General features: G+C 71.0%; 17 protein-coding genes and 1 pseudogene. 6 read left to right on the forward strand and 12 right to left on the reverse strand.

Going from position 1 to position 24,897, the window contains the following annotated elements:
- Window positions 1-56: 56 nt before the first annotated feature.
- Genes CU044_RS11855 through CU044_RS11870 form a run of 4 tightly spaced genes read right to left on the reverse strand, consistent with a single transcriptional unit; the run spans window position 57 to window position 4,623 of the window.
- On the reverse strand, window positions 57-1,412 hold the full coding sequence (locus tag CU044_RS11855; RefSeq protein ID WP_129768468.1) for a GH1 family beta-glucosidase: 1,356 nt from the start codon (window positions 1,410-1,412) through the stop codon (window positions 57-59).
- Window positions 1,413-1,432: 20 nt separating this feature from the next.
- A complete protein-coding gene (locus CU044_RS11860; RefSeq protein ID WP_129768469.1) occupies window positions 1,433-2,299 on the reverse strand; it encodes a carbohydrate ABC transporter permease in 867 nt (288 codons plus the stop codon).
- Window positions 2,292-3,302 (reverse strand): sugar ABC transporter permease, encoded by a 1,011-nt coding sequence (locus CU044_RS11865; RefSeq protein WP_129768470.1) that lies wholly within the window; start codon window positions 3,300-3,302, stop codon window positions 2,292-2,294. Before CU044_RS11865 ends, CU044_RS11860 begins: the two co-directional genes overlap by 8 nt.
- A gap of 10 nt (window positions 3,303-3,312) precedes the next feature.
- Window positions 3,313-4,623 carry a sugar ABC transporter substrate-binding protein gene (locus CU044_RS11870; RefSeq protein ID WP_129768471.1) on the reverse strand — a complete coding sequence of 437 codons (1,311 nt, stop codon included), beginning with the start codon at window positions 4,621-4,623 and terminating at the stop codon, window positions 3,313-3,315.
- Between the two features lie 142 nt (window positions 4,624-4,765).
- On the opposite strand from CU044_RS11870, the pseudogene CU044_RS11875 reads away from it, so the two are divergent.
- Window positions 4,766-6,016, forward strand: a pseudogene (locus CU044_RS11875) (ROK family protein); the annotation flags it as partial.
- Between the two features lie 271 nt (window positions 6,017-6,287).
- On the opposite strand, the gene CU044_RS11880 reads toward CU044_RS11875, so the two are convergent.
- Complete coding sequence (locus tag CU044_RS11880) at window positions 6,288-7,427, reverse strand: LacI family DNA-binding transcriptional regulator (protein ID WP_129768472.1); 1,140 nt, start codon at window positions 7,425-7,427, stop codon at window positions 6,288-6,290.
- Window positions 7,428-7,443: 16 nt separating this feature from the next.
- Window positions 7,444-10,047 carry a glycoside hydrolase family 3 C-terminal domain-containing protein gene (locus tag CU044_RS11885; protein ID WP_129768473.1) on the reverse strand — a complete coding sequence of 868 codons (2,604 nt, stop codon included), beginning with the start codon at window positions 10,045-10,047 and terminating at the stop codon, window positions 7,444-7,446.
- Between the two features lie 240 nt (window positions 10,048-10,287).
- Between CU044_RS11885 and CU044_RS11890 the strand changes: the two genes are divergently transcribed.
- Complete coding sequence (locus CU044_RS11890) at window positions 10,288-11,622, forward strand: transglycosylase family protein (RefSeq protein ID WP_129768474.1); 1,335 nt, start codon at window positions 10,288-10,290, stop codon at window positions 11,620-11,622.
- On the opposite strand, the gene CU044_RS11895 is transcribed toward CU044_RS11890, so the two are convergent.
- A complete protein-coding gene (locus tag CU044_RS11895) occupies window positions 11,503-12,567 on the reverse strand; it encodes a DMT family transporter (protein ID WP_129768475.1) in 1,065 nt (354 codons plus the stop codon). The two genes, CU044_RS11890 and CU044_RS11895, sit on opposite strands and share 120 nt — an antisense overlap.
- A gap of 118 nt (window positions 12,568-12,685) precedes the next feature.
- On the opposite strand from CU044_RS11895, the gene CU044_RS11900 reads away from it, so the two are divergent.
- The 3 genes from CU044_RS11900 to glgC all read left to right on the forward strand — a co-directional run bounded on the left by CU044_RS11900 (window position 12,686) and on the right by glgC (window position 15,931).
- Window positions 12,686-13,432, forward strand: a complete 747-nt coding sequence (locus CU044_RS11900; protein WP_129768476.1) for a (2Fe-2S)-binding protein — start codon at window positions 12,686-12,688, stop codon at window positions 13,430-13,432.
- Between the two features lie 43 nt (window positions 13,433-13,475).
- Entirely contained in the window at window positions 13,476-14,648 is a 1,173-nt protein-coding gene (gene glgA / locus CU044_RS11905; RefSeq protein ID WP_129768477.1) for a glycogen synthase, read from the forward strand.
- A 65-nt stretch (window positions 14,649-14,713) separates the two neighbouring features.
- Window positions 14,714-15,931: a glucose-1-phosphate adenylyltransferase gene (gene glgC / locus CU044_RS11910; RefSeq protein ID WP_129768478.1), complete on the forward strand. Its 1,218-nt coding sequence runs from the start codon at window positions 14,714-14,716 to the stop codon at window positions 15,929-15,931.
- A gap of 87 nt (window positions 15,932-16,018) precedes the next feature.
- On the opposite strand, the gene CU044_RS11915 is transcribed toward glgC, so the two are convergent.
- The 5 genes from CU044_RS11915 to CU044_RS11935 form a co-directional block, all read right to left on the reverse strand.
- Window positions 16,019-16,999 carry an ABC transporter permease gene (locus CU044_RS11915; protein WP_240045516.1) on the reverse strand — a complete coding sequence of 327 codons (981 nt, stop codon included), beginning with the start codon at window positions 16,997-16,999 and terminating at the stop codon, window positions 16,019-16,021.
- A 47-nt stretch (window positions 17,000-17,046) separates the two neighbouring features.
- Window positions 17,047-18,012, reverse strand: a complete 966-nt coding sequence (locus tag CU044_RS11920) for an ABC transporter permease (RefSeq protein WP_129768479.1) — start codon at window positions 18,010-18,012, stop codon at window positions 17,047-17,049.
- The gene (locus tag CU044_RS11925; protein ID WP_129768480.1) at window positions 18,005-19,519 is read right to left on the reverse strand and encodes a sugar ABC transporter ATP-binding protein; all 1,515 of its coding nucleotides are present in this window, start codon (window positions 19,517-19,519) and stop codon (window positions 18,005-18,007) included. Before CU044_RS11925 ends, CU044_RS11920 begins: the two co-directional genes overlap by 8 nt.
- 1 nt (window position 19,520) lies before the next feature.
- On the reverse strand, window positions 19,521-20,612 hold the full coding sequence (locus CU044_RS11930; protein ID WP_129768481.1) for an ABC transporter substrate-binding protein: 1,092 nt from the start codon (window positions 20,610-20,612) through the stop codon (window positions 19,521-19,523).
- A gap of 166 nt (window positions 20,613-20,778) precedes the next feature.
- Entirely contained in the window at window positions 20,779-21,840 is a 1,062-nt protein-coding gene (locus CU044_RS11935; RefSeq protein ID WP_129768482.1) for a LacI family DNA-binding transcriptional regulator, read from the reverse strand.
- Between the two features lie 289 nt (window positions 21,841-22,129).
- Between CU044_RS11935 and CU044_RS11940 the strand changes: the two genes are divergently transcribed.
- Window positions 22,130-24,715 (forward strand): PA14 domain-containing protein, encoded by a 2,586-nt coding sequence (locus CU044_RS11940; protein WP_165371858.1) that lies wholly within the window; start codon window positions 22,130-22,132, stop codon window positions 24,713-24,715.
- The last annotated feature ends 182 nt before the right edge of the window (window positions 24,716-24,897 follow it).

Consider the following 24,897-nt stretch of genomic DNA (forward strand, 5'->3'; position numbering starts at 1 on the left):
CGCCACCCCGTCGGTAAGGGGTGGCGGCTCCGGCCGTTGCCGTGCAGCTTTCCGTGTCAGGCGGCCTTGCGGCCCCGGGCGTTCGCCGCGCGGATGATGTCCGCGTAGCGGTGGCCGCTGCCCTTGATGGTGCGCCGCTGCGTCTCGTAGTCCACATGGACCAGACCGAACCGCTTGTCGTAGCCGTACGCCCACTCGAAGTTGTCCATCAACGACCAGGCGAAGTACCCGGCGAGCGGGGCGCCCTTCGCCACCGCCCGCGCGCAGGCGGCCAGATGCTCGTCCAGATACCGGGCCCGCTCCGGGTCGTCGACCGTGCCGTCCGCCGCGACGGTGTCGGGGAACGCCGCGCCGTTCTCGGTGACGTACAGACGCCGCGCGCCGTACTCCTCGGTGAGCCGCAGCAGGAGTTGCTCCAGACCGTCGGCGTGCACCTCCCAGCCCATGTGGGTGTGGCGCGCGTCCGGTACGTCGACCTGCTTGGCGAACGGGGCGGCCCCGGTCGGGTCGTCCCGCACGATCTGGCGGAAGTAGTAGTTCAGCCCCAGCCAGTCCAGCGGCGCCGCGATGGTCTCCAGATCGCCGGGTCGCGCGGGCAGCTCCACGCCGTACAGATCCAGCATGTCCTGCGGATAGCCGCGGCCGTGGATCGGGTCGAGCCACCAGCGGTTGGTGTGGCCGTCGGCCCGTACCGCCGCCGCGCGGTCGGCCTCGCTGTCGCTGGCCGGCTCGATCGGACTGAGGTTGTTGACGATGCCGACCCGGGCGTCCGAGGAGGCCGCGCGGAGCGCCTGCACCGCCAGGCCGTGTCCGAGGTGGAGATGGAACGAGGTGCGTACGGCCGCGGTGAGATCGGTGATCCCCGGCGCCATCGTGCCTTCGAGATGCCCGATCCACGACGAGCACAGCGGCTCGTTGAGGGTCGCCCAGTCCTTGACCCGGTCGCCCAGGCGCTCGGCGACGACGGACGCGTACCGCGCGAAGTGTTCGGCGGTGTCCCGTACCGGCCAGCCGCCCCTGTCCTGGAGCGCCTGCGGCAGATCCCAGTGGTAGAGCGTGGCGAACGGCGTGATCCCGGCGTCCAGCAGGCCGTCCACCAGCCGGTCGTAGAAGTCCAGGCCGGCCTTGTTCACCGGTCCGTCGCCGCCGGGGACGATCCGCGGCCAGGCGAGCGAGAAGCGGTAGGCGTCCACGCCGAGCCGCTTCATCAGCCCGATGTCCTCGGGCACCCGGTGGTAGTGGTCACAGGCCACATCGCCGTTTTCGTTGTTGTCGATCGTGCCAGGGGTGTGCGAGAACGTGTCCCAGATGGAGGGGGCACGGCCGTCCTCGGCCACGGCTCCCTCGATCTGGTACGCGGCGGTGGCGACGCCCCAGGTGAAATCGTGGGGAAGGGCGTTGAGGTCGTTCACGGACTGCCTTTCTGGAGGGGTCACTTCACGGCGCCCGCGGTCAGGCCGGCGACGAGGTAGCGCTGGAGAAGAAGGAACCCGACGACCACCGGCACACTGACGACCAGCGAGGCGGCCATGATCTGGTTCCAGTACACGTCGTTCTGGGTGGCGTAGCCCTGGAGACCGACGGCGAGGGTCCTGGTGGCGTCGTTGGTCATGACGGAGGCGAAGAGGACTTCGCCCCATGCCGTCATGAACGCGTAGACGGCGACGGCGACGATCCCGGGGACCGCTGCGGGCACCACCACACGGAACAGCGCGCGGATCGGTCCGCAGCCGTCCACCATGGCGGCCTCGTCCAGTTCCCTCGGGATGGAGTCGAAGTAGCCGATCAGCATCCAGATGGAGAACGGCAGCGAGAACGTCAGATAGGTGAGGATCAGACCGCCGCGCGAGCCGTAGAGCTCGACACCCGTGCTGTTCCCGATGTTCACGAAGATCAGGAACAGCGGGAGCAGGAAGAGGATGCCGGGGAACATCTGGGTGGAGAGCACCGTGACGGTGAAGACACGCTTGCCGCGGAAGCGGTAGCGGCTCACCGCGTACGCGGCGAACACCGCGATCACCACGGACAGCACGGTCGCCGAACCCGCCACGATCAGCGAGTTCACGAAGTACTTGGCGAGCGGGACGGTCTTCCAGATGTCGAAGTACGGGCGGATCGTGAGATTCGTCGGGAACCACTGGAACTTGCCGGCGACATCCTGGAGCGGCTTGAGCGAGCTGCTGACCATCACATAGACGGGCAGCAGCGCGAAGGCCGCCAGCACCGTCAGCACGACGCGGCGCGTCCAGATGAACGACCGCGGCGGTGCGATGGGAGACCTGGGCTGAGACCTAGGCATCCGAGCCCCTCCTTCCCCGGGAGGTGACGAGCAGATAGACCGCCGTGACCAGCAGCAGGAAGAGCAGCAGCAGGACGGACATCGCGGATCCGGAACCGAAGTTCCAGGTGACGAACGACGACTGGTAGATATGGATCGAGATCAGATCCGCCGCTTCCGGCGCCGACTTGCCGAACAGCACATACGGTGTGTTGAAGTCGTTGAACGTCCACAGGAACAGCACGAGCACCAGCACCTGGTTGACCGGGCGCAGCGACGGCAGCGTGATCTTGCGGATCTGCTGCCAGACGCCCGCTCCGTCGATGGAGGCGGCCTCGTAGAGATCACGCGGGATGTTCTGGAGGGCGGCCATCAGCATCAGGAACGCGAACGGCCAGGACTTCCAGAGCGAGACGACGACCAGCGCGACGAAGCTGTTGTTGCCGATCAGCCAGAACGACGGTTTGTCGGTGAGACCGAGCTGGTCGTACAGGATGTGATTGATGACGCCGTTGTCGTGCTGGAACATGAACGCCCAGGTGATCACCGCCGCGTACACGGGCAGGGCGTACGGGACGAGGAAGATCGTCCGCAGAATGCTCCGGCCGCGGAAGTTCTCCTGGAGCATGATCGCCGCCGTCACACCGAACAGCCAGGACAGCCCGACCGAGAGCACGGTGAAGGCGCAGGTCACCAGGAACGAGTGGAGCAGCGCCTGACCGATCGAGGCATCGAAGTCGATCGCGATCTTGTAGTTGTCGAGACCGGCGAAGGGGGAGTTGCCCCAGTTCCGGATGAAGAACTGGGTGAGCTGCCGGAAGCTCACCCAGATCCCGATCACCATCGGGATGATGTGGATGAGCAGTTCGAGCACGACGGCGGGCAGCAGCAGGAGGTAGGGCAGACCGCCCTGACGGATCCGGTCGGGGATGCGCGGAAAACGTCGTCCGCGCACACCCGCACTGCCCGTCTTCTCCGTATTGCCCGCCTTGTGCCCACTGCTGGGTGTCACGGTGGCGGTCATGGGGAGAGCCTCACTGCGTCATCTGCTGCTGGGCCTTGGTCAGGGCCGCCTTGACGGATTCGGTGGTCACCGGCTTGCCCGCCGCGGCGTCGGCGAACAGCCCCTTGACGGCCGTACCGACGGTCGTCTCGAACTGCGACTCGTTCGCGACCTGGGGGAGCGGCGCGGCGCTGGTGGCCAGCGTGTCGCGCAGGACCTTCACGTCCGAGGCGGCGAACGCCGGGTCCTGCTGCGCGGCCTTGACCGGCGGGACCGAGCCGTAGGTCTTGTTCAGCAGCGTCTGCTCGGCGTCGCTCGTCATGAACTTCACGAACTTCTTGGCGCCGTCGATGTTCTTGGTGTTGTTGAACACCGCGATGTTGATGCCGGCGACCATGGAGTTGATGTTCTGGCCGGTGCCGGGGGTGCCGGACGCGACCGGTACCGGTGCCACGCCCCAGTCCTCGGGCTTCATGCCCTGGGAGGCGAAGGTCGACGCCGCGGCCTGCCACAGGACCATGGCCGTCTTGCCCTTGGCGAAGTCCTGGAGGGACTGGTTCTGGGCGTACTCCGCGTTGCCCGGAGCGATGATCTTGTCCTTGGCCATGAAGTCGACGTACTGCTTCACGGCGGCGACGGCGCCGTCGGAGGTGAAGGTGGCTTTGCCTGACTTATCGAAGAAGTCCGCTCCGTGCTGCTTACCGAGGGCGAAGACCTGGTGGATGTTGTTCGAGAGGTTGGAGCCCTCGGCGCCGAGCGCCCACTTGCCGTCCTTGGAGATCTTCTTGCCGTCGGCGATCAACTGGTCCCAGGTGGCCGGCGGCTGCGAGATCCCGGCGTCGGCGAACATCTTCTTGTTGTAGTAGAGCGCGTACGCCAGCGAGTACAGCGGCACGGCGGAGGGGTCCTGACCCTCCGCGCCGGCCGAGGCCACCGCCGAGTCGACGAACCGGTCCCGGCCGCCGATCGCGTCGAAGTTCTTCTGGTCCCACGGCAGGAGCGCGCCGGTGGCCTGGAGCGAGGCCGACCAGGTGTTGCCGATGTTCAGCACGTCGGGGCCCTGTCCCGATGTGGTGGCGGCGAGGATCCGGTTGAGCAGGTCGGCCCAGGGGACCACTTCCAGCTTGACCTTGATCCCGGTTTCCTTCTCGAACTTCTTCAGTTCGGGGGTGAGTATCTTCTTGTCCGCCTCGATGCTGGGCCCCTGGTTGGACGCCCAGTAGGTGAGGGTCTTCGGTGATTCGTTGCTGCCGCCCTCGGACGAGGAGCCTCCGCCGCAACCGGCGACGGCGGTGAGGGTGCTGGCGAGGGCGATGGCTGCTGCGGCTCTGACTTTGCGCATGAGAGGTGGCCCCTTTCCGGGGATGGCTGCGTTCGAGAGTCGAACGGCCTCCATGACTTAATTTATGACGTGATTTAAGAGGTGAGCGAAGGTCGCGTCAAGGTCTGGGACCGGGGTATGTTGCGTCAAGGGAAGGAGCACCATGGCAGAACGCAACAGACGGACGGTGCGTGACCTGCGCCGGGGGAACCGTGCCCGGGTTGTGCAACGGTTGTATTTCGACGGTCCGCTGAGCCGCCAGGAGCTCGGACCCGTCACCGGTCTGAGTTCAGGTTCCATCAGCAACGTCGTTGCGGAACTGGCCGCCGAGGGCCTCCTGGAAGAAGCCGGCGTGGTCGATTCCGACGGTGGCCGTCCCCGTACCCTGCTGCGGGTCGCCCCCGGCGGCGGCCTGCTCATCGGCATCGACCTGGGGGAGACCAGGGTCCGTGTCGAGCTGTTCGATCTGTCGCTCACCGAACTGGCCCGTACCGACCGGCTGCTGGGCCCCGCCCGGCACGGCTACGACGTCGAACGCATCGTGAACCACGTCCGTATCGGCGTCGCCGACGTGCTGCGCGACGCCGGGGCCGACCCGGAGCGGCTCCTCGGCATCGGCATCGGAGTCCCCGGCATCATCGAGCGCGGCGGCCCGGCCGGAGCCACGGTCCACGGCCCCACCATCGGCTGGCACGCGGTGCCCTTCGAGAAGCTGCTCCGTGCCGTCCTCGAAGTCCCCTCCGAGGTGCCGCTGTTCATCGACAACGGCGCCAAGACCCTCGGCCAGGCCGAGATGTGGTTCGGCGGCGGCCGGGGAGCGGGCACCGCCGCCATCGCGCTCATCGGCTCCGGCATCGGCGCCAGCGTCATCCACGGCGGCGCCCTGATCGAGGGGAGCGGCCGGGGCAGCGCCCTCGAATGGGGCCACACCACCGTACGGATGCGCGGCCGTCGCTGCCGCTGCGGCTCCATCGGCTGTCTGGAGGCGTACGCCGGAGCGGAGGCGCTGCGCGAACGCTGGGACGAGGCGGGCGGTTCGCTCCCCGAGGACGCGGACGACGAGACCGCGCTCGCCGCCCTGCTGGCCGCGGCCTTCCCCGGGCCCGGAGGCCCCCCGCCCGACCCGCTGGCCGTCTCGCTCCTGGACGACACCGCCGAATGCCTGGGCGCGGCCGTCGGCGATCTGATCAATCTGTTCCTGCCCGAGCGGATCCTGCTCGGCGGCTGGGCCGGGCTGCTCATCGGGCCGCGTCTGCTGCCCGCGATCCGGCGCCACGCGGAGCAGTACGCACTCGGCCACGCGGCGGCGCGCACCACGATCGAGCTGGGCGAACTGGGTCCGGACGCGGTCACGGTCGGCGCGGCCACACTGCCGCTGGCCGCGTTCCTCGCACGGGGCGGGAGCCGCCCGAGCGTTCCCGGTCAGGCGGGGCCGGCGGAGCCCGGCGGAGTGGTGACTCCGCAGCGCTGGCGACGCGCCTCGGCGCCCTCCGCGCCCGCTTCCTCCGCGCCCGCTTCCTCCGCGCCCGCTTCCTCCCCGCCCGCTTCCTCCCCGCCCGCTCCCGCCGCGCCCGCTTCCTCCGCCTCCGCGACGTCCGCCCCATCGGGGGAGCTCTCCTGACGGGCGCGGCCCCGAGCCGAACCGGATCCTGAGGGGGCGCTGAGGGGGGCGTCCGCGCGGAACGTCAGGCCGATCCGCGTACCACCAGCGACGGTTCGAAGATCACCGACGTCACCGCACGGTCCGGCCCGGCGAGCCGGTCGAGCAGCAGCCGGGCCATCTCCGCCGTCATCTCCTCCACCGGCTGCCGGACCGTGGTCAGCGGCGGCCGGCACGCGACGGCCGCGCTGCTGTCGTCGAACCCGATCACCGCCACGTCCTCGGGCACCCGTCTGCCGTGCTCCCGCAGTACATGGCAGGCACCCACCGCCATCAGGTCGTTCGCCGCGAACACGCCGTCCAGGTCAGGGTGTTCGGCCAGCAGCCGGGCCATGGCCGCCTCCCCGCTCTCCTGGGTGAACCGGCCCTCGGCCAGGGGGACGTACGGCTGCCCCGCGCGCGCCATCGTGTCGCGGAAACCCGCCAGCCTGTCCTGCCCGGCGGGCACGTCCAGCGGACCGGTGATCGTGGCGATCCGGCGGCAGCCGCGCGCCAGCAGATGTTCGGCGGCCAGCCGCGCGCCGTCCTGGTGGGCGAGATCGACATAGCTGATGCGGGTCGGCCGGGAAGGGCGCGCGTACAGAACGGCGGGCAGTCCGGCGTCCGTGATCAGGCCGGGCAGCGGATCGTCGGCATGGGTCGACACGACGAGAGCGCCGTCGGCGCTGCCCTGACGGAGATACGAGACGACCTCGTCGCGGGCGCGCGAGGTCTCGGCGAACATCAGGACCGGATACATCCCGCGCGGCCGGAGGTAGTTGACGATCCCCGTCACCACCCGGCCGAAGAACGGGTCGGCGAAGACCTGGGCGGTGAAGGAGGATCCGGCCCCGCCGTCGGGCTCGTCGGCGTGCCGCGCGCCGCCTCCGGCGCCCGCCGGTCCGCCGCGGTACGGACCGCCGGCCTCGGCCTCCGGGGACGGATCGTCCCCCGCGCCCGAGACCACCAGGGCGATCGCGTCCGTACGGCGGGTGACCAGGGAGCGTGCCGCGCGGTTGGGGGTGTAGCCGGTCGTGGCCACCGCCTGCCGTACCGACTCCTGTATCACCGGGTCGACATTGCGGACCCCGTTGACGACCCGTGAGACCGTGGCGCGGGAGACGCCGGCCGCTCGCGCCACATCCTCCAGCGTGGGTGAACCGGCCGGTCTCGGGTCTTCCGTCATGCCCCCATTTATAGCATCAGCGGAGAGCGCTCTCCGTGGCCGTCCCCGCCGATCGCTCCGGTGGCGCGGACGCCGTGATCACCGCGCTGAGCGGCAGGTCTCCGGCCGACCGGCCGCCGTGCAGCAGCAGTTCGCCCGGTACGGTCTCCCGGCGGTGACGCTCCACCGACCAGCGCTCCGTCGCCCGGCCTTCCACCCGTACCACCGCGACGACGTCCTCCTCCGGGTCCGCGACGACCGCCGCGTATCCGGCGAGCCGCCGCACCGCCGGCTCCCCGGCGGACGAGGGCCCCGTCAGATAGAGCTGGACCACCTCGCGGCCCCGCCTGCGGCCCGTGTTGCGCAGCCGTACCCGTACGTCGAAGGGCCGGCCCGCGATCACCTCGTCCGGTGCCTCCATCGCCCCGTACGTCCACTCGGTGTAGCCCAGGCCGTGGCCGAACCAGTGGGCGGGCGGGGTGCCCGAGCGCAGCCAGGCGCGGTAGCCGATGTACGGGCCCTCGGTGTAGGGGAGCCGGCCCCGTTCCGGACGGGTGCGCAGTACGGGCACGTCCTCCTCGGCCGCCCCCCAGGTGGTGGGCAGCCGGCCGCCCGGCTCGGCGCGGCCGAACAGTACGTCGGCCAGTCCGTCCCCGGCCTCCTGCCCGGGGAACCAGGCCAGCAGCAGCGCGGGCACCTCCGCGCGCCAGGGGAGGGCGACGGGGCCGCCCGCGTTGAGGATCACGACCGTACGGGGATTGGCGCGGACGACGGCCCGTACCAACGCGTCCTGGCCGTCGGGCAGTACGAGCGTGTCGCGGTCGCGGCCCTCCGACTCGCTCTCCTCGGTGGTGCCCACGACGACCACGGCGGCGTCCGCGTCCCGGGCCGCGGCGACGGCCGCGGCGAGCGCCGTCGCGGCGTCGCCCGGCGGCGGGGCGGCTGCCAGGATCGTCGCCACCCCGGTGCCGGGGGCGAGTCCGCGTCTGGCGACCACCTCCACCTCCTCCCCGGCGGCCAGTGCGGTACGTACGGACCGGTACGGCGGGGCGACATGGACCCGGGTCGGATCGTCCGAGTCCAGCGGGAAGGTGCCGGACAGCACGGTCCGGCCCGCGACGGAGAGGGACAGCGGTCCCCAGCCGCCGACCGCGAGTGTCCATTCGCCGTCCTGACGGGGCCGGATCAGGGCCCGGATCTCCACGGTCTCCGCGCCCGCCACCCTGGCCGGTTCCACGATCCGTCCCGACAGCCGGTGCTCCGCGTGGAGTTCGGCACCCTCCGTGTTCAACAGCCTTACCAGCACGCCCGGTTCACCACTGACCGGATCGCGGGTGGACGGCCCGTCGGCCCGTACCGGATCCAGCGGCCGGGGCAGCGCGCCCGGGGGAAGGCCGGGGGCGTACGTCACCTCGGCGGTCGGGTCCAGGGACGCGCGGATGCCGTCGAGCGGGGAGACCAGCGAGGCGGGGAACACCTCCGCGCTGCCGCCGCCCTGGATCCGCACCGCCGCGGCATGCGCACCGATGACCGCGACGGAGCGCAGCCGCGCGGGGTCCAGGGGCAGCAACTCCCCGTCGTTGCGCAGCAGGACGGCGCCGGCGGCGACCGCCCGGCGCAGCAGCGCGCGCGACGCGGTCTCCGGCGCGGCGGACGGCAGGGCAGCCGGCCGCCGTACCCGGGGCGGGTCGCCCAGGGCGCCCACCCGGTCGGCCAGCCGCAGCAGTCGCCGCACCTTGTCGTCGATCCGTTCCACGGGGACGAGCCCCCGCTCCACCGCGGCGCGCAGCCCTTCGGCCCAGGGGCCGTCGGGGCCCGGCATCGCCAGGTCCTGGGCGGCGCGGGCCGTGTCGAGCAGGGAGCGCACCGCGCCCCAGTCGGAGAGGACCGGCCCGTCGAAGCCCCACTCGCTCTTGAGGGGCCGCTCCAGCAGCGGCGCCGCCGCCATCGTGACGCCGTTGACCTGGTTGTACGCCGACATCACCGCCCAGACGCCGGCCTCCACCGCGGCCTCGAAGGGGGCGAGATAGACCTCGCGCAGCGTCTGTTCGTCCACACGCACGTCCACGGTGAGCCGGTCGGTCTCCGCGTCGTTGGCGACGAAGTGCTTGGCGGTGGCCGCGACTCTACCGGACTGGACGCCGCCGATCAGCGCGGCGCCGGTGCGCCCCGTCAGCAGCGGGTCCTCGGAGAAGCACTCGAAGTGCCGCCCGCCCAGCGGTGACCGGTGCAGATTGAGGGTGGGCGCGAGCAGGACGTCCACGCCCTTGCGCCGGGCCTCGGCGGCGAGCAGCCCGCCCAGCTCCGCGACCAGTTCGTCGTCCCAGGCGGCGGCGAGCGCGGTGGGGGAGGGCAGGACGAGTGAGGTGTCCCGTTCGTCCCAGGCTTCGCCCCGTACCCCCGCCGGCCCGTCGGAGAAGGTGAGCGCCCGCAGCCCGATGGCCGGCTCCGCGTGCGTGCGCCAGGTGCTCGCGCCCGTCAGCAGACGCACCTTCTGGCCGAGATCCAGCTTCTCCAGCAGATGGCCGATCTCCTCGTCGGTCACGCCTGCCCTGTCCCTGTCCGCCCTGTCCCTGCCCGCTCTGTCCGACCCGGCCTTGTCCGACCCGGCCTTGTCCCCGCCCGTGCCCACCCCGCCCATGCCTGCCCCCTCCGTACGACGGGAGAGCGCTCTCCCGCTCTCCTCGCACAGATTCCCCGGACTCCGGCGGCCCTGTCAACGGCCGCCGATATGCGGCTCCTTGAGACGCGGCCGGGTCCGGGGTGGCACGCTGGGTGCTCAGGGGTGGCCGGGGAGTAGTCGAGGTCTTGTCATGGTCCGTGCCGAGCCTCTAAGTTGACCGCTTGTGACGTGTCCTACAGCCAGTGGGGGAGCCCAGCCATGGCCGCAACCGGTCGGCACCGCCGATACCAGCCGAGCCGTATCAACCGCGCGTCCCTGACTGTCACGGCCGGTGGCGCGGGGATGGCGCTGCCGTTCATCGCCGTGGGCACGGCGCACGCGGCCTCGGTCGATGTCTGGGAGAAGGTCGCGGCCTGCGAGTCGACCGGCAACTGGCAGATCAACACCCGTAACGGCTACTTCGGCGGGCTCCAGTTCACCCAGTCGACCTGGGAGGCGTACGGCGGCGGGAGCTACGCCCCGCGCGCCGACCTCGCGACCAAGGACCAGCAGATCGCCGTCGCGGAGAAGGTGCTCAAGGAGCAGGGCCCCGGGGCCTGGCCCGCCTGCTCGGTCCGCGCCGGACTGACCCGGGGCGGCGACGCGCCGGACATCACCGCCGACCAGGCCCGTGACGGCTCGAACGCGCCCCGCACGGCGACCGAGAAGACCAGCGGCCCGATCCGCGCGAAGAGCGCGCCCGTCACACGCGAGAAGGCGTCGCCCACCTCCGTGCCGACGCAGCGTGAGGGCTACACCGTCGCCCGTGGCGACTCGCTCTCCGAGATCGCCGTCGACGAGTCGGTGAAGGGCGGCTGGCAGCGGCTGTACGAGGAGAACCGCCGGCTCATCGGCAGCGACCCCGATCTGATCTTCCCGGGCCAGAAGCTCGTCCTGCACGTCCAGGCGCCGCCGAAGGGCAGCGCCCCCGCACAGCCCAAGGCGAAGCCCGCCCCGGCCGAGAAGCCGAAGCAGTCGGCGAAGCCCGTCGACCGGCCCGAGCCCGTCGCCCCCGCGAAGCAGGAGGCGCAGAAGCCCGAGCAGACCGAGAAGCCCGAGCGGGCCGAGAAGCAGAAGCAGGCGGAGAAGCCGAAGGAGACGGAGAAGCGCGAGCAGGCCAAGACGCCCGTCCGCGCCGAGAAGCCCAGGACGAGTGGCGGCAGCGCCCCGGTCTCCGCCTCCACCGGCACCCAGTACCGCCAGTCCGGCTCCTGGGCCAGCGGCTATCACACGGGAGTGGACTTCCCGGTCCCCACCGGCACATCGGTGAAGGCCGTCGCCGCCGGTCGTGTGGTCTCGGCGGGCTGGGAGGGGTCGTACGGCTACCAGGTCGTCATCCGGCACGGAGACGGCAAGTACAGCCAGTACGCGCATCTTTCCGCGCTCAATGTGCGCGAGGGCCAGCAGGTCGGCAGCGGCCAGCGGATCGCGCGGTCAGGATCCACCGGTAACAGCACGGGACCGCATCTCCACTTCGAGATGCGTACGGGGCCGGGGTACGGATCCGACATCGACCCCCTCGCCTACCTGCGGGCGCTCGGCGTAGGGATCTGACGGGGCGTCGGAGCCGTCCGGCGGCCGGTCCCATGACGTCGGCCGGGCCGCCGACGCGCCCTCGCCGGGCCGCCCCGCGTGCTGCCGCGCCTCCCCGTGCCGCCGTGCCTCCCGCGTCTGTACGGCGAGACGTTCCGTGGTGAGCAGGATCAGCCCGCCCGCCGCGACCACACCGGAGCCCAGCGCCAGGACCGTACCGAGCACGCCGTACCTGAACTGCTCCCCGAACAGGGTGAGTCCCACGGCCGCCGCCACCACCGGATTGACGACGGTCACCGCGGCCAGCGGCGCGGCCAGCCCGGCACCCCGGTAGGCGGCCTGCGAGAGCAGCAGTCCGCAGCCCGCGAGAACCGCGATCACCACCAGGCTCGGCGCCTGCACGGTCGGCGCCTCCGAGGTCCAGTCCACGGCGACGGTCTTGGTGAAGACCGACCCGATACCGAACGCGGCACCGGCCGCGCCCGCCAGCAGCATGCTCCGTACGACCGGGCGCCCCACCGACTGCGCGACCAGGAAGAGCAGCCCCACGGCGCCGAAGGTCGCCGCCGCCAGCACCAGCCGTTCCCCGCCGTCCAGCGACTGGGAGTCGGCGCCGTCCGTCAGCGCCAGCAGTCCGGCCAGCCCCACGGACGCCATGATCGCGCCCCGCCAGGCGGTGTGCCCGGCCCCGCGGCCGACGAAGAGCGCCGCCATGGGCAGCGCGAAGACGATGGTGAGCGCACCGAGCGGCTGGACCAGACTGAGCGGTCCGTACGCCAGCGCTACCACGTGCAGCACCGCGCCCAGTCCGTTCAGCGCCACGGCGGCCCACCAGACCCCGTGGTGCAGGGGGGCGTACAGCCGGTCGGGGGTGTCCGCCGCGACGCGTTCCTGGAGAATCGCCCCGGCGGCGTAGGCGACCGCCGAGACCAGCGACAACAGCACGGACAGCGCGAGTGCACTCATGCGCCCACGATCTCTTGCCGGCGTGATTCCGGCGTCGTCCTGGAGAGGTCATTTCGGCGTACTGCTCTCGTAGTACACAGTGGGGCGGGATGTAGTCCTACGGAGGGGATGGCGGGATATGGACCGGGCGGACGATACGGACCTGATAGGGCCGGCGGTCCTGGCGCGGGTCGCCGCCGTGGGCGGATTCTTCGCCCTGCGCACGGGAGCACCCGCCGCCGGCCAGGTGCCGCTGGCCCGGGTCTACGCGGGCGACACCGCGCCGCTCACCGCCCGTGTCGACAAGGTCGCCGCCCGGCTGCGCGCCCCCGAGCGCAGGATCGGTGCCTCGGTGGCGCAGCTCGGCCTCGCCGCCCGGCTCTGGTCGATCGCGCTCGGCTGCGCCGTACTCGCGGACGCGGTCCCCGATCTGGACCCGCGCCGGCTTCACTGGGACCCGGAGGCGACCTCACCCGACGACCTCCTGCTGACCGGTCCGCGCGCGCTGCCCGGCACCGCCGGGACCGTGCGCGAGGTGGTGCAGTACGGCCATCTCGTCCCGCTCGCCGATGCACTGCGGCGCGATGGCCGGATCTCGCCCCGGCTGCTGTGGGGAAACGCGGGCTCCGCGCTGGCCGGAGCCGTACGGGAGCTGACCGTCTGGGGAGAGGGAAACGGCAGACCGGAGGTGGCGGAACGGGCCGGGGCACTGGCCGCGGAGCTGTTCGCGCACCCGGACCTGCGCGCCACGGGCGGTCCGGTGGCCGGATCGTTCCGCCGGCGCAGCTGCTGTCTCCACTACCGGTGCCCGTCGGGCGGGCTGTGCGGGGACTGCGTCTTCGACCGGCCGCCCCGGCGGTCTTCCGCGCCGGCGGTTTCCGGGTGACCATGGCAGGGCTGCGATCGCCGGGCGAGGACGGGGGGATGGCGTGAGACTCGGGCTGCTCACCCGCGAGTATCCGCCGGATGTCTACGGCGGTGCCGGCGTCCATGTGGAGTTCCTGGCTCGGGAGTTGCGCTCCCTGACCGAGCTGGAGGTGCACTGCTGGGGCGGCGACGGCACGGAACCCGCGGCCGGGGTGGTACGCCACCGGGCCGCCGCGGGACTCGACGGGGCCAATGACGCGCTGCGCACCTTCTCGGTGGACCTGGCGATGGCCGCCGCCCTGGAGGGCCGCGAACTGGTCCACTCCCACACCTGGTACGCCAATCTCGCCGGCCATGTCGCCAAGCTGCTGTACGGCATCCCGCATGTGATGACCGCGCACTCCCTGGAGCCGCTGCGCCCCTGGAAGGCCGAGCAGCTCGGCGGCGGTTACGCCCTCTCCAGCTGGGCCGAGCGCACGGCCGTCGAGGGCGCGGACGCCGTCATCGCCGTCTCCCGGGGCATGCGAGACGACATCCTCGCCTGCTATCCGTCGCTCGACCCGGACAGGGTGCGGGTCGTCCACAACGGCATCGACACCCTTCTCTACCGCCCGGACCGGGGGACCGGCGTACTGGACCGGATCGGTATCGACCCCGACCGCCCCTACGTGCTCTTCGTCGGCCGTATCACCCGCCAGAAGGGCGTGCCGCATCTGCTGCGCGCCGCCCGCGCCCTGGACCCCGGCGCCCAGCTGGTGCTGTGCGCGGGCGCGCCGGACACCCCCGAGGTCGGCGCGGAGTTCCGTGAGCTGGTCGAGGAGCTGGGGCGGACGCGCGACGGTGTGCACTGGATCCCGGAGATGCTGCCGCGCCCCGAGGTGATCCAACTCCTCACCCACGCGGCGGTGTTCGCCTGCCCCTCGGTGTACGAGCCGCTCGGCATCGTCAATCTGGAGGCGATGGCGTGCGGGACGGCCGTGGTCGCCTCGGCGGTCGGCGGAATCCCCGAGGTCGTGGACGACGGGGGTACGGGCCTGCTCGTGCCGTACGACGAACGCCACCCGGAGGCCTTCGAGTCGGGGCTCACCGAAGCGCTCAACCGCGTGCTCGACGATCCGGAGTCGGCGGCCCGGATGGGAGCCGCGGGGCGGCGCCGCGCGGTGCGGGAGTTCGGCTGGGACCAGGTGGCCCGCCGTACGTACGCGGTGTACGAGGAACTGCTCACGTCGCGATAACCACGACCACGTGGGGAACAGGCACAGATACAGATACCCAGCAGGTCCGGACAGAGGGAGCGGCCATGCGCGGTGGACCTTCGGTGCTCGGGATCGTACTGGCGGGCGGGGAGGGCAAGCGCCTGCTGCCGCTCACCGCCGACCGGGCCAAACCCGCGGTGACCTTCGGCGGTACATACCGCCTCGTCGACTTCGTCCTCTCGAACCTCGTGAACGCCGACATCCTGCGCATCTGTGTGCTCACGCAGTACAAGTCGCACTCCCTGGACCGCCATGTCAGCACCACCTGGCGGATGTCCAGCCTCCTCGGCAACTATGTGACCCCGGTCCCCGCCCAGCAGCGGCTCGGACCGCGCTGGTACCTGGGCAGCGCCGACGCGATCCTCCAGTCCCTCAACCTCGTCCACGACGAACAGCCGGACTACATAGCGGTGTTCGGCGCCGACCACGTGTACCGGATGGACCCGCGGCAGATGCTCGGGCAGCACATCGAGAACGGTGCCGGTGTCACCGTCGCCGGCATCAGGGTGCCGCGCGCCGAGGCCGCGTCCTTCGGCGTCATCACGCCCGCGGCGGACGGCACGCAGGTGCGGGGTTTCCTGGAGAAGCCGGCCGACCCGCCCGGCCTGCCGGGCGACCCGGAGCGGGTGTTCGCCTCGATGGGCAACTACCTCTTCACCACGAAGGTCCTGGTCGACGCCCTGCACCGGGACGCCGAGGACGAGAACTCCGTACACGACATGGGCGGTTCGATCCTGCCGATGCTCACCGAGCGGGGCATGGCCCAGGTCTACGACTTCCAGGGCAACCACGTACCGGGCGAGTCACCGCGCGAGCACGGCTACTGGCGGGACGTGGGCACGCTCGACTCGTACTACGACGCCCACATGGACCTGATCTCGCACCACCCCGCCTTCGACCTCGACAACCGCAGCTGGCCCATCTACACCCACTCCGGCCAGCTCCCGCCCGCGCGCTTCGTGTCGGGCGGCATCGCGAGCGAGTCGATCGTCGGCCCCGGGTGCGTCATCCGCGGCCAGGTCACCCGTTCCGTGCTCTCCCCGGGCGTGGTGGTGGCGGAGGGCGCGGTGGTGCAGGGCTCCGTGCTGCACCACAACGTACGGGTGGGGCGTGGGGCGGTGGTGCGCGGCTCGATCCTCGACAAGAACGTGGACGTACCGCCGGGCGCGACGATCGGCGTCAACCCGGACCGCGACCGGGAGCTGTACACGGTCTCCAGGAACGGGATCATCGCGCTGGGCAAGGGACAGGTGGTCGCCTGACGCTCACCGGCCACCGGCCACCGGCCACCGGCCACCGGCCACCGCCCCGGCAGGCGGTGGCCGGACGCGCGCCCGCCCGCGCCGGCGTCACAGCATCCGGCGTCTGCGGCCCAGCCAGGTCTGCGCGATCACCACCACCGCGAGGAACGCCCCGCTGACCACCTGCTGGTACGCGGAGTCGAGCGAGCCGATCTGGTTGATCACGTTCTGGATGACCTTCAGCAGCAGCACGCCGACGAGCGAACCGCTGATGAAGCCGAAGCCGCCGGTCAGCAGCGTGCCGCCGATGACGACGGCGGAGATCGCCTCCAGCTCCATCCCCGCGCCGAGAATGGTCACGCCCGACACCAGCCAGGCCGCGTTGAGCGCGCCGGCCAGGCCCGCGCAGAGACCGGAGAGGGTGTAGACGGCGATCTTCGTACGGGCCACCGGCGCGCCCATCAGCGCCGCCGCGTCCTCGTTGCCGCCCACCGCGTACACATACTGTCCGAAGCGGCTGCGGCGCAGCGCGATCGCGCCCAGGACGAAGAGCGCCGCGGTGATCCATACCGGCAGGCCGATCCCGAGCAGTTTGTCCTGGCCGAGGCGGGCGAAGAAGGACTGCTCGTCCACCAGATAGGTCTTCGAGCCCTCGTCGGTGACCGACAACAGGACTCCGCGCGCCAGCAGCATCGCCGCCAGGGTCACGATGAACGGCGCCAGCCGGGCCCGTGCGATCAGCAACCCGTTGACCAGGCCGATCAGTCCGCACACCGCGAGCGGCAGGAGCAGCGCGACCGCCGTGCCGTACTGCGAGCCCCACGCGGCGAGCACCCCGCCGAGCGCGAACAGCGAGCCCACCGAGAGATCGATCCCGCCGGTGATGATGACGAAGGTCATGCCGAGGGCGACCACGGCGAGGAAGGCCGAGGAGACCGCCATGTTCTCCAGGTTGTCGCCCGTCAGGAAGGTGTCGAAGCCGATCGAGGCGGCGACGGCCACCAGGACGAGGGTGACGAGCGCGCCGTGCTGCTGGGCGAGCGCGCTGAGCCGTTCGGCCCGGCTCGCGCCGAGCGGTTCCTCCTCCAGTGGCGGGAGGCCCCGCTCCCTGGGTCCGGTCCCGGTCCGCACAGTGGTCACCGCTTCCCCCGTTCCCGTGCCGCGTAGACCGCGAGCACGATCACCACGGCCTGGGCGATCTGCGTCCAGGACGGCGGCAGATCGTGCTTGATGAGCGTGGCGGTCAGCAACTGGATGAGCACGGCGCCCGCCACCGTGCCGCCGATCCTGATCCGGCCGCCGCTCAGCGGCGTACCGCCCACCACCACCGCGGTGATCGCGGACAGCTCCATCAGGGTCCCCAGCGACGTCGGGTCACTCGCCTGGAGCCGCGCCGTGGCCAGTACCCCCGCGATCGCGGCGAGCACACCCGAGCAGATGTAGACGACGATCAGCACCCTGCGCACCGGGAGCCCGGCGAGCTTCGCCGCCGGCCGGCTGTCGCCGATCGCGAGCAGCTGCCGGCCGAAGGTCGTGCGCCGTACGGTGAAGGCGACGGCGAGCGCCAGTACGGCCGCGATCAGCACCACATACGGGATACCGAGCAGATCCCCGGAGCCCAGCGAGGCCATCGTCGGGTCCCGTACGTCCTTGAGCTGGGGGAGCAGCACCAGCGCGACGCCGCGCCCCGCGACCATCAGCGCCAGGGTCGCCACGATCGGCTGCACCCCGATGAACGCGATCAGCGAGCCGTTGGCGAGTCCGACGGCGGCCCCGCCGATGACCGCCACGATCAGCGCGATCCACGGCCCGTACCCCAGATAGAGGGAGAGCAGGGACGTCGACAGCGCCATCACCGAGCCGACGGAGAGATCCACGCCCTCGCTGCCGATGGCCAGTGCCATGCCGAGCGCCACGATGAGGACGGGCGCGACCTGCACGGCCTGGGTGCGGAAGTTCTCCGCGGACAGGAAGTGCGGGGTGAAGAACGCGTTGGCCAGCAGCAGGACGGCCACGCCCGCGTAGACGCCGTACTCCTGAAGGAGCGTCAGCAGTCGTGCGCGGTCGAGCGGTACGCGTCTGGGCGCCGCCAGGTCAGTCATCGCGGGCTCCCCCCTGCGAGGCGATGGCGTGCAGCAGCCGGTCCTCCGTCACGTCGGTCCCGGTCAGCTCCGCGACCACGGCGCCGTCCTTGAGGACCACGACCCGGTCGGACCCCTCGATCAGCTCTTCCATGTCGGACGAGATCAGCAGCACCCCGAGCCCCTCGTCCGCGAGTTCGTCGATCAGCCGCTGCACCTCGGCCTTGGCCCCGACGTCGATGCCCCGGGTCGGCTCGTCCAGCAGCAGTACCTTGGGCCGCATCGCGAGCCAGCGGGCGAGGAGCACCTTCTGCTGATTGCCCCCGGACAGCTCACCGACCTTCTGGTGCGGCCCCGACGCCTTGATCCGCAGCCGCTTCATGAAGGTGTCCACCACCCGGTCGATCCGGGCGTCGTCGACCAGACCGAAGCGGGAGAGTCCCGGCAGCGCGGCCAGGGCGATGTTCTCCCGTACGGAGAGTCCGGGAACGATCCCCTCGGCCTTGCGGTCCTCGGGCAGCAGGCTGATACCCGCCCGTATCGCGGCGGGCGTGGAGCCGGTACGCACCGGCTCGCCCGCCACCAGCACCCGGCCCGAGTCGGGCGGCAGCGCCCCGGCGATGGCCTTCGCGGTCTCGCTGCGGCCCGAACCGAGCAGCCCGCCGAGCCCCACCACCTCGCCGGGGCGCACCCGCACCGACACCCCGTCCAACTGGTGACGTACCGTCAGATCCATTGCTTCGAGCACGGGTTCGGTGCCGGTGTCATGCCCGCCGGTGAATGTGGTGAGCCCCTCGCCGCGCCCCTCGCCGATCTCGCGTCCCAGCATCAGCGACACCAGCCTCAGCCGGTCGAGATCCGCGATCGGACCCGTGTGGACCCGCTTGCCGTCCCGCAGGACGGTGACCGTGTCGCAGACCTCGTACAGCTCGTCCAGCCGGTGGCTGACGTACACCACCGCGATGCCGCGCTCCTTGAGCATCCTGATCACCTCGAACAGGGTGCGGACCTCGCGCGGTTCGAGCGAGGAGGTGGGCTCGTCCATGATGACCACCCGCGCGTCGACCGAGACGGCCCGCGCCAGCGCCACCATCTGCTGGGCGCCGACGCCGAGCGTGCGCAGGGGCCGCCGTACGTCGACGCGCAGCCCGAGCGCCCGCAGCGCCGCGTCCGCCTCCCGGTGCATCCGGCCGAAGTCGATCAGCCCGAGCCCGCCGCGGGGCTCGCGCCCCAGGAAGAGATTGCGGGCCACACTCATCAGCGGGACGAGATTGACCTCCTGGTAGATGGTGGAGATCCCGGCGTGCTGCGCCTCCAGCGGGGTGGCGAACCGGACCGGCTCGCCCCGGAAGAGGATCTCGCCCTCGTCCGGCCGGTACACCCCCGTGAGCAGCTTGATGAGGGTGGACTTGCCGGCGCCGTTCTCACCGATCAGCGCGTGGACCTCGCCGGGGCCGACGGCGAAGTCCACGCCGTCCAGGGCCCGCGCGCCGGGGAAGGTCTTCGACAGTCCGGTCACCGACAGCACGTCAGTAGGCCTTGCCCAGATCGGACGCGGCGTTCTCCTCGGTGTACGCGCTGTCCTGGATGACGATGTCCTGGGCGACCTCCTCGCCCTTGGTGAACGCGTCGAGGGTCTGGAACGCCAGCGGCCCGAAGCGCGGGTTGGACTCGATGACCCCGGAGATCCAGCCGTCCACGATGCCCTGCACGGCGTTGCGGGTGCCGTCGACCGTCACGATCTTGACGGCGCCCGCCTTCTTGCCCGCGCTCTTCAGGGCGTTGACGGCGCCGAGGCCCATCTCGTCGTTCTCGGCGTAGATCCCGGTGATGTCCGGGTTGGACTGGATGAGCTGCTCGGTGACCTGCTGGCCCTTCTCCCGCGCGAACTCACCCGTCTGCTCGAACACCACTTCCAGGCCGGGGGCCTTGGCCGCGATCTGGTCCTTGAACCCGCTCGTGCGCTCGGTGGTGACATTGTTTCCGGCCGCCCCGAGCAGGATCGCGACCTTGCCCTTGCCGCCGGTCGCCTCGATCATCCGGTCCGCGGCGCGCTTGCCCTGCTCGACGAAGTCCGAGCCGATGAAACTCACATAGTCCTTGCAGGGGGTCGCGTTGATCTTCCGGTCGATGGTGACGATCGGGATCTTCTTGGCGGCCGCCGAACGCAGCACGGGGCCCCAGCCGTCGGAGTTCAGCGGGGCGATCACCAGCAGGTCCGCGCCCTTGGCGATGAGGTCCTGGACATCGCTGATCTGCTTGGAGAACTGGGTCTGCGCGTTGGCGGTCAGCAGCTTGATGCCCCGCTTCTCCGCCTCGGCCTTGATGGAGGCGGTCTCCGCGATCCGGAAGGGGTTGGCCTCCTTCTCGGACTGGGAGAAACCGACGGTCGCGCCGGCGAGATCCGTCTTCTCGCCGCCGAACCGCTCGATGGTGCAGGTCTTGGAGCCTCCGGCGCCGGGCGAGGCGACCAGCTGACCCGAGTCCGCCCCGGCGGAGGCGCCCTTGTCGCCGGAGGCGTCGTCCTCGGACTTCGCGCAGCCGGTGAGCGCGAGCGTGACGGCCAGGCTCGCGGCCAGAACGGTCGTGGTGGTGGTACGGCGGACGACGGACGGCTTCATGGCGGAACCCCATCTCGGCGCGGCCCCGGCGCGCAGGGCGCTCACGGGAGGTCAACTCGTACAGAGGTGCTGGGCGTTGAGATCGTTCGGAAGGGTTTTTACATCGTTGTACGGAGCCTGTAAACCCTTCGCGCGATAACGGCGGAGAACACCCGGAGCGCCGCGGTCACCCTCCGCCGACCGTGCTCTCCCGCTCCACCAGCCGGAAATCGGCCCGGAGTTCACGCGCGCGCGTGCTCCCGGGGGGCCTGGTCCCGCCCGGCGTCTCGGGGTCGTCCGCGGCGCCGGCCGTCTCCCGCAGCCGCTCCACCAGCGACTGCACGGCGAGCCGGGCGATGGTCTGCTTGTCCGGCGAGATCGTGGTCAGCGTCACCGTGCCGTAGCGGCCCTCGGTGATGTCGTCGAAGCCCACCACCGCGACATCCCCGGGAACCCGCAGCCCGCGTTCCGACAGCACTCGCATCGCGCCGATGGCGATCAGATCGTTGTACGCGAAGACCGCGTCCGGCAGCACCCCGGAGTCCAGCAGCCGGGCCATCGCCGCCGCGCCGTCCGCGTGGTCCCAGCCCCCGGTCGGGGCGATCATCGAGTCCGGCGCGGGCAGCCCCGCCTCGGTCAGCTCCGCGCGCCAGCCGCGCAGCCGGAGGTGCGAGGGCTCGTTGACCCGGTCGGTCCGCGCGCCCAGGAAGGCGATCCTGGACCGGCCCACGGCGAGCAGATGCCGTATCGCCGTCCTGGCCGCCGCGACGTTGTCGATCGCGATGTGGTCGTACGGCAGGTCGTACTCCCGCTCGCCGAGCAGCACGAGCGGCGCGTCGTGGTCGCGGGCGAGCAGATCCTCCCGTTCCAGCTCGATGGGGCTCAGGATCAGCCCGTCGATGACCTGTGCCCGGAACCCCTGGCTGACCAGGATCTCCTGTTCCCGGCGGCCTCCGGTGTGGTCGAGCAGCACGGTGTACTCGTGCTCGGCGGCCACGTCGATGACCGCGCCCGCCAGTTCGGCGAAGTACGGGTTGCCCAGCTCGGGCACCGCCAGCGCGAGGATTCCCGTACGGCCCTTGCGCAAGTGACGGGCCGTCAGATTCGGCCGGTAGCCCAGCTCGTCTATCGCCCGCTGCACCCTGGCCCGCATCGCCGGGGTGACATGACGGTAGTTGTTGACCACATTCGAGACGGTCTTGATGGAGACGCCCGCTCGTTCCGCGACGTCCTTGAGGCTGACGGACACCCGCACTTCCCCTCCGGGGCGGCGCCCGCGGGCCCGCCCCCTGCCCTGTTCGTACATCGATGGATATGGCGTCGGCCCGCGCTCTGTCCTGACCCTGGACAGCGGGCGGAACGGCATGCTGTCATGCCAACTGCCGTTCCTTCCAACGTTGTACAGACTGTCGCAACGAGCCGCCACCCCAGTGTCCCTCCCGGCGGTGTCCGCCCCGTCACGACGTCCGGCACGCGCCCGACGCCGCTTCCCGACGGACGGACACCACCGGTCGCGGCACTGGCCACAAGGAGGACATGTGCGCATCCGAAGAAAACTGGCTCTCCTGCTCGCCTCCGTCCTGGGCTTCGCGGGACTCACCGCGGTCCCCGCCGCCTCGGCCGCCGACGACCCGGTCGAGGCCCATGGGCTCAAGGGCGAGTACTACACCCAGTCCGCCCCCGGAGCCTTCGACTTCCACGAACTCAAGGCCACCGGGTTCGACCCGTCCATCGACTTCGGCAACCTGGAACCGCGGCTGACGGCCGCCACCGGTCAGGCCGACGACGTCACCGTGCGCTGGACCGGGAAGATCGTTCCGGCCACCACCGGCGCGCACACCTTCTCGATGATCGGCGACAACGGATTCCGGCTCTGGATCGACGGCCGGCTCGCCATCGACCACTGGGTCGACGACTGGGAGAAGGAGCAGACCTCCCCGTCCGTCGAACTCACCGCGGACCGGGCCTACGACATCAAGGTGGAGTACTTCGAGCACTACGGAGGCTCCAACCTCCACCTGAAGTGGACCGAGCCCGGCGGCGGCAAGCGGCCGGTGCCCCAGTCCGCGTTCCGGCTGCCCGACGGCTTCGCCTACGACGGCGCCACCGCCGCCACCGTCCTGCCGGACGGCCGTACCCTGCGGCTCGACTTCGTCCAGAAGCTCGCCGCCCCGCCCGCCGGACTCGCCTCCCATCTCAGCGCGGTCATCGGCGGCGCGGCCTGGCCGCTCGGGAGCGTGAAGAGCGACCCCAAGGACGCCAGGCGGCTGCTGGTCACGCTGAAGGAACCGGTCGTCGGCAAGGGCGGCTCCGCCGATCTGCGCTACGACGGCGCGGGCGGGCTCGCCGCCCAGCAGGGCAAGCCGGTCGCGGCCTTCTGGAGCAGCGGGCCCAACACCTCGGAGTACCAGCTCTCCACCCCCTGGGCCAAGGACGTACGCCCCGGGAACGCGCTTCCCGAGTACCCCCGGCCGCAGCTGACCCGCGACGCCTGGCAGAACCTCAACGGACAGTGGCAGTTCGCCGCCGCCGAGAAGGGCGAGCGCCCGCCGGTCGGCACCACACTGCGCGAGCGGATCCTCGTCCCGTACCCCGTGGAGTCACAGCTCTCCGGGATCGAACGGCACGAGGACCGGATGTGGTACCGCCGCACCTTCACCGTGCCGCCGAACTGGCGGATAGGCCAGGACAAGCGGCTGAACCTCAACTTCGACGCCGTCGACTGGCAGGCCGAGGTGTACGTCAACGGCACCAAGGTGACCGAGCACAAGGGCGGTTACGACCGGTTCAGCGCCGATGTCACCGACGCGCTCAAGCCCGGCCGCACCCAGGAGCTGATCGTCGGCGTCTACGACCCGACCGACGCCGCGGACGGCGAGAACCCGCCCATGGGCAAGCAGCGCCTGGACCCGAGCGGCATCTGGTACACCCCCTCCTCCGGTATCTGGCAGACCGTCTGGATGGAACCGGTCGCCGCCGACCATGTCGGCTCGCTCGGGCTCACGCCCGATGTCGCGGGTGAGAAGCTCGCCGTCGAGGTGCGCGGGGTACGGGACGGCGTGCCGGTCACGGCCACCGCGTACGACGGAAAGCGCAAGGTCGGTACGGTCACCGGCCGCGCCGGAAGCACGCTGAGCGTGCCGGTCCGCGATCCGCGTCTGTGGTCGCCGGACGATCCGTATCTCTACCGGCTGGAGGTGACGGCCGGAAAGGACAGGGTCGGCAGCTACTTCGGGATGCGCTCCCTCACGGTCGAGAAGGTCGACGGAGTGCCGCGTACGGTCCTCAACGGCACGCCGACCTTCCTGATGGCCACGCTCGACCAGGGCTTCTGGCCGGACGGGCTGCACACCGCGCCGACCGACGAGGCGCTCGCGTACGACCTCAAGATGCACAAGAAGCTCGGCTTCAACTCCGTACGCAAACACATCAAGGTCGAGCCGGACCGGTGGTTCTACTGGGCGGACCGGCTCGGACTGCTGGTCTGGCAGGACATGCCGGCGATGAACACGATCACGCCGGACGCCGCGTCCCGCACCCAGTACGAGCACGAGATGAAGAAGATGATCGACCAGCACAGCAGCAGCCCCTCGGTGGTCATGTGGGTCACCTTCAACGAGGGCTGGGGCCAGTACGACCAGGCGCGGATCGCCGACCAGGCCAAGGCGTGGGACCCGAGCCGGCTGGTCAACAACATGAGCGGGCTCAACTGCTGCGGCGCGGTCGACGGCGGCAACGGCGACATCGCCGACGCCCACGGCTATCCGAGCCCGCAACTGCCCGCGCCGGACGGGAAACGGGCGCTGGTCAGCGGGGAGTACGGCGGACTGGGGCTCGCGGTGCCCGGCCACGCCTGGCCGGTGCAGCACACCTATGTGGGCGTCGACCAGGCCGCGTACACCGACGAGTATCTGGCCCAGCTCGGCAATGTCCGCAAGCTCGCCTGCCAGGGGAGCAACGGCGCCGTCTACACCCAGATCAGCGATGTGGAGGGAGAGCTGAACGGACTGCTCACCTACGACCGCAAGGTGATGAAGCCCGATGTCGAACGGCTCAGGGCAGCGCACGAAGCGCTGATCCGTGACGCCTCCGACCCGGCGTCGATGGAGTGCGCCACCTCCTGATCCACGGAGTGCGCCATCCCCTGACCGCGGAGTGCGCACTGCCTGATCCGCCGCCGACCCCGGTCCGCCCGCATGCCGGGCGGGCCGGGGTCCGCCCACGCCGGGCCGCGTGGACGTCCGGCTCACATGAACACCGTGTGACCTCGGGAATAGGCTGGCCGGTGATCCACCTTGAATCTGCT

Origin of the sequence: Streptomyces sp. L-9-10, from assembly GCF_004151105.1 — a bacterium.
In the GTDB taxonomy this organism is placed as follows: Bacteria; Actinomycetota; Actinomycetes; order Streptomycetales; family Streptomycetaceae; genus Streptomyces.